General features: G+C 69.7%; 12 protein-coding genes and 1 pseudogene. 3 read left to right on the forward strand and 10 right to left on the reverse strand.

The window, feature by feature from the left end:
- Window positions 1–276 carry a hypothetical protein gene (locus BLW76_RS19650; protein WP_091309469.1) on the reverse strand — a complete coding sequence of 92 codons (276 nt, stop codon included), beginning with the start codon at window positions 274–276 and terminating at the stop codon, window positions 1–3.
- A 270-nt stretch (window positions 277–546) separates the two neighbouring features.
- On the opposite strand from BLW76_RS19650, the gene BLW76_RS19655 reads away from it, so the two are divergent.
- Together BLW76_RS19655 and BLW76_RS19660 are read left to right on the forward strand one after the other, a co-directional pair.
- Window positions 547–819 carry a hypothetical protein gene (locus BLW76_RS19655; protein ID WP_091309472.1) on the forward strand — a complete coding sequence of 91 codons (273 nt, stop codon included), beginning with the start codon at window positions 547–549 and terminating at the stop codon, window positions 817–819.
- Window positions 820–839: 20 nt separating this feature from the next.
- Entirely contained in the window at window positions 840–1,121 is a 282-nt protein-coding gene (locus BLW76_RS19660; RefSeq protein ID WP_091309475.1) for a hypothetical protein, read from the forward strand.
- A gap of 46 nt (window positions 1,122–1,167) precedes the next feature.
- On the opposite strand, the gene BLW76_RS19665 is transcribed toward BLW76_RS19660, so the two are convergent.
- The 6 genes and pseudogenes from BLW76_RS19665 to BLW76_RS19685 all read right to left on the reverse strand — a co-directional run bounded on the left by BLW76_RS19665 (window position 1,168) and on the right by BLW76_RS19685 (window position 6,215).
- The gene (locus BLW76_RS19665) at window positions 1,168–1,449 is read right to left on the reverse strand and encodes a hypothetical protein (RefSeq protein ID WP_091309483.1); all 282 of its coding nucleotides are present in this window, start codon (window positions 1,447–1,449) and stop codon (window positions 1,168–1,170) included.
- Between the two features lie 448 nt (window positions 1,450–1,897).
- Window positions 1,898–2,098 (reverse strand): annotated as a pseudogene (locus tag BLW76_RS49670) (HNH endonuclease signature motif containing protein); the annotation flags it as partial.
- A 109-nt stretch (window positions 2,099–2,207) separates the two neighbouring features.
- Window positions 2,208–3,665 carry a group II intron reverse transcriptase/maturase gene (gene ltrA / locus BLW76_RS19670; RefSeq protein WP_167384657.1) on the reverse strand — a complete coding sequence of 486 codons (1,458 nt, stop codon included), beginning with the start codon at window positions 3,663–3,665 and terminating at the stop codon, window positions 2,208–2,210.
- A gap of 494 nt (window positions 3,666–4,159) precedes the next feature.
- A complete protein-coding gene (locus BLW76_RS19675; RefSeq protein ID WP_091309489.1) occupies window positions 4,160–5,284 on the reverse strand; it encodes an HNH endonuclease signature motif containing protein in 1,125 nt (374 codons plus the stop codon).
- A gap of 109 nt (window positions 5,285–5,393) precedes the next feature.
- Complete coding sequence (locus tag BLW76_RS19680) at window positions 5,394–5,741, reverse strand: hypothetical protein (protein ID WP_143060646.1); 348 nt, start codon at window positions 5,739–5,741, stop codon at window positions 5,394–5,396.
- 144 nt (window positions 5,742–5,885) lie between these two features.
- A complete protein-coding gene (locus BLW76_RS19685) occupies window positions 5,886–6,215 on the reverse strand; it encodes a winged helix-turn-helix domain-containing protein (protein ID WP_091309493.1) in 330 nt (109 codons plus the stop codon).
- A gap of 328 nt (window positions 6,216–6,543) precedes the next feature.
- On the opposite strand from BLW76_RS19685, the gene BLW76_RS19690 reads away from it, so the two are divergent.
- Window positions 6,544–7,629 carry a PucR family transcriptional regulator gene (locus tag BLW76_RS19690; RefSeq protein ID WP_091309495.1) on the forward strand — a complete coding sequence of 362 codons (1,086 nt, stop codon included), beginning with the start codon at window positions 6,544–6,546 and terminating at the stop codon, window positions 7,627–7,629.
- Here the strand turns inward: BLW76_RS19690 and BLW76_RS19695 are convergent.
- From BLW76_RS19695 to BLW76_RS19705, 3 genes are all read right to left on the reverse strand, one after another.
- The gene (locus BLW76_RS19695) at window positions 7,626–9,797 is read right to left on the reverse strand and encodes a SulP family inorganic anion transporter (RefSeq protein ID WP_091309497.1); all 2,172 of its coding nucleotides are present in this window, start codon (window positions 9,795–9,797) and stop codon (window positions 7,626–7,628) included. The genes BLW76_RS19690 and BLW76_RS19695 overlap by 4 nt on opposite strands.
- A gap of 76 nt (window positions 9,798–9,873) precedes the next feature.
- The gene (gene sbnB / locus BLW76_RS19700) at window positions 9,874–10,908 is read right to left on the reverse strand and encodes a 2,3-diaminopropionate biosynthesis protein SbnB (protein ID WP_091309499.1); all 1,035 of its coding nucleotides are present in this window, start codon (window positions 10,906–10,908) and stop codon (window positions 9,874–9,876) included.
- A gap of 12 nt (window positions 10,909–10,920) precedes the next feature.
- The gene (locus BLW76_RS19705) at window positions 10,921–11,985 is read right to left on the reverse strand and encodes a helix-turn-helix domain-containing protein (protein WP_143060647.1); all 1,065 of its coding nucleotides are present in this window, start codon (window positions 11,983–11,985) and stop codon (window positions 10,921–10,923) included.
- Between the last annotated feature and the right edge of the window lie 73 nt (window positions 11,986–12,058).

Below are 12,058 nucleotides of genomic sequence, written 5' to 3' on the forward strand. Positions count from 1 at the left end.
TCACAGCGTGCCGAGCACGTTCAGCAGCTGGTCGGCCGACATGCGGTCGCCGGCGGCCGGGCCTTCGGCCACCGGGGAGGCGGTCTGGTCGAACCCGTGCCGGAAGACGTGCGCGGCGGCCCGCCACGCGTAGGTGAACGCGGTGACGCCGACGTAGACGGTGTCGAACTCCGCGGCGCAGGCCAGCGGCAGGACGGCCTCAGGAACTTCGAGCGGCTTCAGCGCTTCGGTGGCACGGGAGAAGTGCGCGGTCGCGGCCGCTTCGACAACAGTCATCATTTTCGTCCGTTCTCGGTGGGTTCGGCGAGGAATTTCCCCGGCCTCGCCGACCGGGTAAGGTCATGATGTCCGCTGTTCTCCGGACGGCAACAAAATCGGCGTGTTGCGGGTGGAAATCCCCGATTGTTCGGACAATCGCGGAATGTCAACCACCCGCAGGTGTCGGTTGCCTGAATCCTCCGTCAATCGGTGGATGACCCGTTCCCGGCCGGCCGCTTATCGTGACGGAAGCTACGCGGTGCGTGGTACGGGAGCAGAGGAGAAGAGATGGAAGTGATCGAGGCCATGCAGGACCTGGCGAACCCGGGAGTGGAGCCTCTTTCCTTTGGGGCGCCCGCGGTGGACCCCACCGCCTGCACCTGGGCGATCGCCGCGGCGACCTTCGCCGGGTTCACCGTGGGGGCGGGCGTGGGGTGGGTCAACTGCCACTACCACGGTTGCGTTCAGCAGGCCGACGACGTCGAAGTCCCGGAGGGAGTGGCGGGCCTGCCCGTCGCGGAACTGCTCGGCATGCGCAACCAAGCCGCCACCCAGGCCTGACCGAACCGATGGAGGATGAAATGAGCGGGATTTCGACGGCCTCGTTCCCCGGAACGCTCGAGCCGCTGGAGTACGGCGGCCGCGAGGTCACCATCGCCTGCACCCCCGCGGCGGTCGACCTGGCCGCGGTCGGCCTCGGCGCGGCCGGCATCGGCTACTTCGCCGCGAAAGCGTTCTACCACAAGCACGTGGGCCACTTCGACGACCGCGAGGACCTCCTCGACAGCGGCGTGGCCCAGGACGAGCTGCTGTCCTCGTCGGATTTGCTGTCGGTCCGGGTGAACGAGCTCACCCGCAGCTGACAGAACCCGGCCGGGGGCGGGTCATCGCCGCCCCCGGCCGCCCGGTTCACCCGGCAAACCGGAATTCCGGTGCGGCAAGGGCAGTGAGCCCTTCGTCGGTGACGACGGCGGGCACCAGTTCCCCCGGCCGCCCGGGCCCGTTCGCCGCGATCAGGCCGAGCCGGCCGAGGGTGCGGGCGGTGGCCTGGTCGCAGCAGGGGAGGCCATCGACGTAGAGATCGGGTTCGCAGCCGAGCGAAAGCTGCGCCCGCCCGTCGCCGACGGCCTTGAGCATGTTCACAGCGCGGCGGGTGAGCGGGCCGCTCTCCGGGCGGGTGTCGTGGTCCATTGATCGCTCCCGATCTGGTTCGCCGGAATGATCAGGAAACGGTAGAACGCGGGTGGTGCAGGTCACCATGCGCGGATGGGGAAACGCGGACTCGCCACCGGCGGATCGCCGGCCCGGCCGGGAATACCGGGGAGTCGTGGTGGCTCGCAGGATGCGCAGCCAAGCAACGGCGGCCGGGTGCGGGTATCTCGGTGGCGCTGGTTGGGCTCGGGCGGGGGTGGCGGCGTGCGCCGGTTGGCTCGGGCGGAGGTGGTGGGGTGCGCTGGTTGGCTCGGGTGGAGTGGCGGTGAGCGCTGGTTGGCCCGAGCGGGATGGCGATGAGCGTGGGCGGCTTCGGCTGTGCTGATCGTTCGCGGCGATCATCGGGTGAGTGCAGTCGCCTGACAAGTCTCCGGCCGCGCACGTGGGTGTGGGCCCGTAGCCGTGTGGCTGCGGGCCTTTCCCGTGTTCAGGCTGCGAATGGCAGGGGTTCGTGGATGTTGTTGCGTCGGGGTTGTCGGCGTCGGTCGATGAATGCTGGTGGGAGGAATTCGGGGAGGCCGTCGGGGGCGATGCGGACTTCCCAGCCGGAGCGGTGCAGGAGCCGGTGGTGGTGGGCGCACATCAGCACCAGGTTGTTCAAGTTTGTGGGGCCGCCATCAGCCCAGTGAGAGTCGGCAGGGGGCGCGGTGTCCGGATTTCGCCGGGTCGTTTCCCCCTGCCGCTCTCCCGAACCCGGCGTACCCGTTTCCGAGTACCGGGCTCTCCACGAGTCGCCGTCAGGCAGGCGAGACGCCTGGTTTGTCCCATGGTGTCGGTATCCGGTGGCCCCGGTAGCGATAACGCTGAATGGTCATCGTGGCGGGTTGCCAGAGTGCGACACTGTTGTATTCCGGCCACCACCGGTTGTAGTAGCGGCGGATGATCCACCGTCTGCTGGTGCGGGGGTGTTTGTTCTTCAGCCATTCCCAGACCCGCCACCACAGGTAGTGCTGGAGATGGTGGTAGGCCTTGCTGGAGGAACTGTGCCGGAAGTACTGGGCCCATCCGCGGGTCATCGTCCCGAGTTGCCGGAACAGTCGGTCCGCGTCCTGATGGGTGATCCGCTTGGTCGCTGCCTTCACCTTCCGTTTGATGGAAGTCATCGACTTCTTCGACGGATAGGTGTAGATCAGTTTCCGGTCGCTTCCGTATTGAGTGTGCCGCTGGATGCGGAATCCCAGGAAGTCGAATCCCTCGTCGATGTGCACGATCTGTGTCTTTTCCGGGGCGAGCCGAAGCCCGATCCGGTCCAGGATCGCACCGATCTCATCCCATAGTTTCTCCGCGTGGTCTCGGGTTCCGTTGACCAGGACGACGAAGTCGTCGGCATAACGGGTCAGCCGGAATGTTGCGCCGCCGCGTTGGCGATGGCGCGCCCGGGTCCAGGAGTTCCTGTGGTTCTCCCAGATCTGGTGGAAATAGTCGTCCAGTTCGGAGAGAGTGATGTTGGCCAGCAGCGGCGACAGAATGCCGCCCTGAGGGGTTCCGGAATGGGTGTCCCGGCCGGCGCCGTCCTCGCTGAGGATTCCCGCGCGCAGGAACGCCTTGATCAGCTCCAGGATCCGCTTGTCCTTGATCCGTTTCCGCACCAGCCCGAGCAGGGCGGTGTGGTCGATCTCGTCGAAACAGGCGGCGATGTCGCCCTCGAAGACCCACTCATAGCCCTGCTGGGCATAGTGGCGGATCTCCTCGACGGCGTCCTGGGCCCGGCGTCTGGGCTGGAAACCATAACTGGAGTCCCGGAACCCGGTCTCGAAGATCGGTTCCAGGACCAGCTTCAGCGAGGCTTGAACGACCCGATCGGTCACGGTCGGTATCCCCAGCCGGCGCGTCTTCCCGCCGGTTCTGGGAATGTGCCGTTCCCGGACCGGGAGCGGACGGAACGCCCGAGCCTTCAGATCAGCCCGGATTTCCTCCAACAACCCGACAACACTCAGCTTCGATTCGGTGATCGAGCGGACAGTCCGCCGATCGACACCCGCGCTGCGTGCTCCGGTGTTCCCCGACACCCGTTCCCACGCCGTGACGAGGAATGCGGGGTCGGCCACGAGGTTATAGAGATCATCAAACCGGCGGCCGGGATCGGCCGCCGCCCAACGGTGCAGCTTCGTTTGCATTCCCAGTACCCGCTGCCCTGCGGTGAACGGCACCAACAGCAGATCACCGATGTTCACCGGTGAGGCTTCTTCTGGCATTACCTCAACTTCCCTGCTTCGTCTCGCTGTCGCCCTTCCCCATGTGGACGGCTTTCCCGTCCTCGGAGTACTACGGCGACTCCGCCCCATCGCAAGCCTCTCGGCAGGCAATGCGCCTATCCGTCATCAGACCACCGGCTGTGACCCGTTTATGGAAGGCTTGCGGTGGTTCCCATGTTCACGTGTTCCCGATCGACGAGTGAGGCACCCAGCTTTACCCCGGCAGTCCCTGTGAATACGCCACAGACTTTCTCCACAGGCTGCCCGAGAACAATTCCCGGGCGGACGCTACCCCTACCACTTGGTTCACGCGCACTGCACTACCGACCCATATCCGCCAGGTTCGAGTCGGCTCCACATAACGAGGCTTCAGACACTGATTCCTATTCGTATACCTTCTCGTCTCGCTCACCGAGCCCGCACCATCTGGCGATACTGGCACGACTCGACTTTGTCAGGGCCGCTTGCCACCTCAACCTGCCCATTCCCGCAGGTCAGGCTGCCCTCAGCTTCACCGAACCGCTGTGACGATCCAGCGTCGGAGGTCTTGCACCTCCGATCGGATAAACACGCGCCTCATGGCGCACGTGGCGGATGTGGTGACCTTGGCAATGCCGGGGTGGTCGGTGGCAGCCGGGGAAGGCGCAGCCTCGGTCCCGCAAGAACAAGGCCCGGCGCAGCCCAGCAGAGATCAACCGGCGGAGGCGGCCCAGGTTGAGGGGTTCGCTCTTCTCACCCAGGACCGCAGGGATGATCATGGCATCACAGGCATGCACCCGGGCCTCGGCCGCGGTCATGGTTCCGGTGTCGCCGAGGGTGGCCTTGCCGACCCCGGACTTCAAGTCCTCCAACGACACCGCGACCATCACGTGGGCCCGCTCGCCCGCCTGCATCGGCAGATCCGGAGAGTCGAGGGCGAGATCAACCGCGTCGGAGAAGGCATCGCCGTAGCGTTGCGGGGTGGTGCGGAAGTCGGGGCCGTCGTCTCCGGTGCGGCGCTCGGCCAAGGCATCGAGCAAGGTGTTGGCGCGGGTGCCGGTTTCGTCGTCGAAGCGGCCGCTCAGCTCCCATATCCCGGTTCTTTTGCGGCGCAGGAACAACTCCCGGGTGGGCACCGAGGGTTCGGTGTCGTCGGGGGCGGTTCCGTCGGGGGCGAGGTGGGCGAGGATGCGGGCACCGAGGGCTGCGACTTGCTTGTGCCCGGCTTCCTCGGCGAAAGTCAGCAAGTTGGCCTCGGCACTCAACCGATGCTCGACCGGAACCTGAGCCAGGACACCGGTGATCACGTCGATCATCCGGTCACTCAACCGCCCCGCCCGCGCGGCAACACCGGTCGCGGGCGCCAGCGCGGGAATCGGGGAACCATCAAGGTTCCGCCCGGGATTCACCAAGCGGGCACGCTTCACCAGACGTTCCACGGTCGGCTTGGGCTCGTCGGCGAGGTGTTCCAGAAGTCGTGCTGCAGAACGGTATCCGAACAGCTCCATCACTCCGCGCTGCTCGATTTCCACCAGCAGCGCGCCAAGTTCGGCCTCGGCGGAGCGTATGGTCGTGAGCAGCTCACCGATGCGGTCGGCGAATGCCACCGCCTCGGACGAGAGAGCCGCGTCGTTGGTCATACCTCCAAGCTACTCACCAAATCGAACACATGGCATCACACGAAACGGTGAGAACACAAGGTAAAGAAAAGGCCCGCGGAGACGAATCTCCGCGGGCCGGGCGCACGTCTCAGCCGAGGACCGAGATCACGTCCGCCTTGATCAGGCCGAGGATCGAGCCCACCGTGACGATCTGCACCTTCACGTCCTTCTTCAGGTCGCCGATGACCTTCGTCAGCGGCGTCCACTCGACGACGACCTTCCGGCCCGAGCCGTCCAGCACGATGGTGACGTACTTGCCGTGGACGGCGACGACCTTGCCGGTCAGGGTCACGCTGCCCAGGCCCGGCACCGTGATGTCGGAGGAGGCGGGGGCGGTCAGCGTGGCGGCGCCCGCCGTGCCCGTCGCGCCGAGCAGGCCCGCGCACACCAGCGCGGTCGCGGCGACGGCGGTCGTGATCTTCGTCAGAGTACGCATCTTCATTTCCCACGCGGCCTTTCGGTCGTTCCGATCCGGGCGAGCGGTTTCGCCCGTGCCGCGAAGATTAGGGGAGCTCACCCGCTGCGCCGTATCCGCGAATGCCGAACCATTTTCCGGGCTTTCGTTGCCGGGTAAGCGAAATCAGGGGGACGCCGTGCGGCCGGCGAGCCGGTAGCCCGCGCCGTGGGCGGTCCGGATCAGCACGTGGTGGCGGTCGCCGAGTTTCCGGCGCAGCCGGCCGACGTAGAAGCGGACCTTCCGGCTGTCGCCGCCGAGCGCGCGTTCGAGCAGCCAGCCCGGGCTGACGCGGTTGGGGTTGAGCATGAGCATCCGCAGCAGCCGGAATTCGGTCGGCGTCAGGTGGACCGCTTCTCCCCGGAGGCGCACCTTGCCGGTCCGCAGATTCATTTCGAGCCCTTGGACGCGCACCACGGGCTCCTGCGACGGAGTGCGCTCGATCACGTCGGTCATGATTCCTCGAATGGTTCAGGGAATTGTTCGGCGCAGAGTGTGTACGACGGCAAAGATCGTGGACAAGGGTCCGGCGGCTGCGCATTCCGCGGAATTATCGTTCGGCGGATCCGGAGGCGCCAGGCTCGGACGCGGGTCACCCCGGGCGGCTGAAAAGTGCCTCTGACCTGGGCGTCGTCGGATCTGTCCGATTTGTTCCCGGTTGTTGAGGGATTCCCCTGCAAGCGTTGCTCGCTGCGGATCTTCGTCGATACGCTCACCGTGCGTGACGACTTGGGAATGGGGCGTCGCCGAAGGCGGTGAAGAGACGGAACAGGGTGGGGATCGCATGACTGTGCTTGACGACCGGACGCAGCCGCAGGACGGCTTCCACGTCGACGGTGTCGCGGTGCCGTCGGCCGACCTGCTCGACGGCGTCACGCCGCCCGCCGCCCGGTCCGTGGCGACCGCGCTGCTGGACGACGTGGCCGCGGTCTACCGCCGGGTCGTCGAGGACGACGCCGCGGTCACGCCCGCGCAGCGCGCCCGCGTCCGGATCGCCGGCGAAGCGTTCGCCGAGGCGGGCGGGGCGCCGGGCACGGCCGCCGACCTGCTCGGCCGGTTCGCGGCCCAGGTGACCGACGCCGTCGCCCGGCACCGGCCGCACCGGGTGGTCGCCGTCGTGCAGGTCGCGCACCTGCTGGTCCAGGACCTGCTCGCCGGGGTCGGCCGCCCGGCGCCCGCCGCGCCGGCGCGGGAGGCGCGGTGCGCGCTCGTCCAGCGCCTCCTCCGGCAGGAGCAGCTCACGCCGGCGCAGCTGGCCGGCCTGGAGGACGCCTACGTCGTGGTCGCGGCCCGGTTCCCGCGGGCGGTGCCGCACGACCGGCTGGCCGCGGTGCTCGACGAGCACCACGAAGACGGCCTGCTGAGCGCGCCGGGCGGCGACGGGGTCATCGTGCTCGTCCCGGACCGGCTCGAGCGGCGGATCTCCCCGCTGCTCGAGGCGCTGGCCGGCCGGTTCGACCAGTTGCCGTGGACGACGACCGTGCCCGCCACCCGGGCCGCGCTCGCCGCCGGCTGCAAGGAGGCGGTGGACGTCCTGGCACTGGCCGCGGCGACCGGCCGCCCGGCCGGGGCGTACCGCCTCGACGACGTCCTGCTGGAGTACGCGGTGCTGCGCGACCCGGTGACGTCGGCGCGGTTGCGGGGCCTGATCTCCCCGCTGGCGGGCAACGAGGTGCTCTTCGGCACCCTCGAAGCCCTGATCCGCGCCGACTTCAACCGGACGGTCGCCGCACGCGAGCTGTTCATCCACCGGTCCACTTTGGACTACCGGATCCGCCGCATCGAAGAGGTCACCGGGCAGAACCCGCTGACCGGCCGCGGCGCGTACGTCCTGGCGGCGGCGGTGGTCGTGCACGCCGTCTCCGGCTAGCCGCGGCTGCGCGCCGGCACGTCGGCGGGGTGGAAGTCGCGGGTGGCCGGGTCGTGCAGGTGGACCTGGGCGTGGCCGACGTCGAAGTACATCCCGGTCAGCCGGAGGCGGCCGGCCTGCTCGGCTTCGGCGACGAGCCGGTACTCGCGCAGGTGGTCCAGCTGCTGCAGCACGTTCTGCAGCGCCAGCCGATCGCCCTCGCGCTCGGGGATTCCGCCGGCCACCGTGACCGGAGCCGACCGGCGGGCGCTGGGCGCCGCGTGCGTCAGCCACTCGGTCAGCGGTCCGGGTGGTGGCCCGCTCGCCAGCGCGGCCATGGCCCCGCACGAGGAATGCCCGCAGACGACGATCTCGCTCACCTCCAGGACGCCCACCGCGTACTCGATCGACGCGTTCATCGACGCGTCCGCCTGCCCCGGCGGGACCAGGTTGCCGATGTTGCGGATCGTGAACAGGTCGCCCGGGCCGCTCGTCGTGATCAGGTTGGGCACGATCCGCGAATCACCGCAGGTGATGAACAGGGTGCGCGGCCGCTGGCCGTCGGCGAGGCCCGACAGCGTGTCGCGCACCAGCGGGGCGGTGCGGCGCTGGAACTCCGCCGCGCCGCGGTGGGTGGGCTGCGCGGGGAGCTCGGCGGCCTGCCAGGCCGACCACGGGGCCAGCCAGCGGGGCACGAACCCGGTGCCGGCGCGACGGCTGCGCGTCGGACGGCCTTCCTTGCCGTTGGCGAACCAGGGGTGGCCGATCTCGTCGACCGCCACCGTGCCGCCGGCGGCCTCGTGGGCGTGCTGCCAGGTCTGCAGGCTTTCGAACGCCGCGTGGTCGAGGTAGTCGACGACCAGGTCGAGCCGCACGCGCGCGCCGGCCGGGACGGTCGCCAGCACGCGGCTCAGCCGGGGCACGGACAGGAACGTGAGCACCCCTTCGACGACGACGTGCCAGACCTCACCGTCCGGCTCGGCGTGCATGCCGGACCAGAGCGTGCGGCGCAGCATCAGCACCAGCGACAGCGCGATGCCCGCCAGCACCCCGGTGAGCAGGTCGAACACCACGACCCCGGCGAGGGTGAGCAGGTACACCGGCAGGTCGCCGTGGGCCAGCACGGTCTTCAGGTGCCCGGGGTTCACCAGCTTGACCCCGACGTGGACGAGGAGACCGGCCAGCGCGGCGAGCGGGATGTCCTGGATCACCCCGGCGAGGGCCACGACGAACACCAGCACCCACACCCCGTGCAGCACGGCCGACGCCCGGCTCTTCGCGCCGGCGGCGACGTTGGTGGAGCTGCGGACGATGACCCCGGTGACCGGCAGGCCGCCGAGCGCGCCGGACACCATGTTCGCCGCGCCCTGCCCGATGAGCTCCCGGTTCAGGTCGGCGCGCGGCCCGGTGTGCAGCCGGTCCACCGCGACCGCCGACAGCAGGCTTTCCACCGACGCGATCACCGCGATGGTGAGGACCGCGACGGCGAACGCGCCCCAGCCGCCGCCGGGCAGCTGCGGGGCGAAGCGGATGTTCAGCAGGTCCGCGGGCAGTTCCACCCGCGGCAGGGTCAGCCCGGCGAGCACGGACACCCCGGTGGCGACCGTGATCGCGGCCAGCGGGCCGGGCACCCGCCGCAGCGCCTGCGGGAGTCGCGGCCACACCAGCAGGATCGCGATGACGAGCAGCCCGATCGCGGTTGCGGCGTCGTGCCGGGCGACGATCTGGGCCGGCAGCTCGGCGAGGTTCGCCGGTGCCGAGGACTGCGGCTTGCCGCCGAGGACGACGTGGACCTGCCCGAGCACGATCGTCACGCCGATCCCGGCGAGCATGCCGTGCACGATGGCGGGCGAGATGGCCAGCGCGGCGCGCGCGACCCGGGAGGCGCCGAGCAGGATCTGCACCGCGCCGGCGGCCACGGTGATCGCGCAGGTGACGGCCCAGCCGAACGTCTGGATGGTTTCGGCCATCACCACCGTCAGGCCCGCGGCGGGCCCGCTCACCTGGAGTGCGGAGCCCCCGAGGGCGCCGGCGACGATCCCGCCGACGACGGCGGCGATCAGCCCGGCGACCACCGGGGCGCCCGAAGCGAGCGCGATGCCCAGCGAAAGGGGTACGGCGACGAGGAAAACGACCAACGAGGCTGGCAGGTCGTGGCGGAGCACGGCGAGTCGTCTCATGATCACCATGCAACCGGACGAACGATTGATTTGTCTGGTTACCGCCGGGAAATCCGCATTATTCTCAACGGATTGCGCCGAAGTTTCAGCCGTGTCGGGACACGTCGGCGAAGAAACCGGGAACCGGCGTCAGCGCGTCGGCGGCGGCGAGCCGGTCGTACACGTGCTTGCCCACGGCCAGGTCCAGGACGCCCAGCCCGAACGGCGAGAACACCACCGGCCGGTCGGTGGGCGGCTCGACCGCGCCCGTCATGACGTCGAACAGCGTGCCGTGCAGGAAGTCGCGGTGCCCGGTCCGCTGCTCGGCCAGGTGGACGGAGGTGTCCGCCTTCAGGCAGTGTTCGACGTCGTCGACGATGTTGGCCGACGCGAGCACGATCTCCGGCGAGAGATCGCGCAGGGAGACGTGCAGCACGACGGGGTTGTGCGCGAACCACGCCGGGTCCGTCACGTGCGGAACACCCGCCACGGTGGCGAACACGACCAGGTCCGAAGCCCTGACCAGCGCCTCGGCGCGCTCGTGCCGGACCACCTTCGCCGCCGTGCCGGTGCGGGCGAGGTAGCCCGCGAATCCGTCCACAGAGGACGCCGAGAGGTCGTGCAGCCCGATCTCACCGAACTCCCAGCCGTTCGCGGCGAGGTAGGTGTGGATGTACCGCGCGATCAGGCCGGTGCCGAAGAAGCCGATCCGCGCGGGCCGGCCGCGGCCGCGGGTCAGCCGGTCGGCGGCCAGCGCGGCCGACGCCGCCGTCCGGGACGCGCTGACGATCGAAGCCTCCATGACCGCGAAGGGGTAGCCCGTGTCCCGGTCGTTGAGGACCAGCACGGCGGAGGCGCGCGGGATGCCCGCCCCGACGTTGCCGGGGAAACTGCCGATCCACTTGAGACCGTCCACAGCGGACTCGCCGCCGAGCGAGGCGGGCAGCGCGATGATGCGGTCGGCGGGCCGGTCGGGGAACCGGAGGAAGTACGACGGCGGGTTCACCGTGTCGCCGGCGCCGTGCGTGCGGTAGGCCCGTTCGACGACGGCGGTGACCGTCCGCTCGTCGCCGTCGAGCACCCGGCGCACCTCGGTGCCGGTGACGACGGTGAACGGCGGGATCGCAGGCGTTTCTGGCAAGGCCGGTCCCTTCTACGCGGCGGAGCGGCGGAGCTCGGCCAGGCGGTGCATGGCCGACGCGGTGGCCAGCAGGCGCAGCCCGCGGACCGTGCACGGCGAGTGTCCGGTGAGCTGGCCGATGCGCTGCAGCCGGTAGTCCACGGTGCTGCGGTGCACGATCAGCCGTTCCGCGGCCTTGCCCCGGTTGCCGTCCTCGGCCAGCAGGACCTGCAGCGTCTCCCACAGCACCGGCTGGGCCAGCAGCGGCTGGATCACCTTCAGCAGGGCGTTGGACACCACCGGTTCGTGCGCGGCGGCGAACTCGAGCAGCACGTCGTCGAGGACGTGCACCGCGGGCGCGAACTCCAGCGACGTCGCCTCGGCGAGGATGTCGTCCGCCACCGACCGGCACGCGGACACGCTGCGGTTCCCGGGCCACACCAGTGCGGCACGGGCGGTGCCGCCCAGCGCGTCCAGCACCTTGCCGGTGCGGTGGACCGCGTCCGCCTTGTCTGGCGCGGGAACCAGGACGTGCCCGCCGCCGTCGGCCAGCAGGGTCAGGGTGTCCTCGCCGGCGTGGGCGCGGAACGCCTCGTCCACCACGGCCGGGTCGAGCTCGGCGGTGGCCACCGCGACGACGGCGTAGGTCCGGTCCGCCGCCGGGGTCGCCGCGCCGCTCAGCAGCAGCTCCGCCTGCTTGCGCCGGGTCGGTTCCTCGTGGTCCGGCGCGGTCGTGCCTGCCTCGGCGAACCCGCGGGTCAGCTCGACCAGGATCCGGTTGCCGAGTTCGCTGATCCGCTGGGCCGCGAGGCAGCGGGTGCCGCTGTCGCGCAGGTCCGGCCGGTTCAGCGCCTTGTCCACCAGGTCGGCGGTGAGCTTCTGCACCGCCTCCAGCAGCCGTTCGAGGCCGCGGCCGGACTCCGCCCACGTGTGGCCGACCCGGCGGGCCGCCAGCACGTCGAGGACGAAACCGTCCGAAAGCACGTCCGAAAACAGCGGGAGCACGTGCCGCACCACGGTTTTGCGGGGCGTCTGCACGTCCGCCGCGTGGTTCGACGGCCCGGCGGCCACCGGCGAAATCGTCTTGTTCACACTCATCCGGCCTCACCCTTGTTCTCTCAGCCTGATCCCGTGACATCTTCACCAGATCGGGTGGGTACGTAGCTCAAAG

The sequence above is a fragment of the Amycolatopsis tolypomycina genome (assembly GCF_900105945.1).
GTDB classification, from domain to species: Bacteria; Actinomycetota; Actinomycetes; order Mycobacteriales; family Pseudonocardiaceae; genus Amycolatopsis; species Amycolatopsis tolypomycina.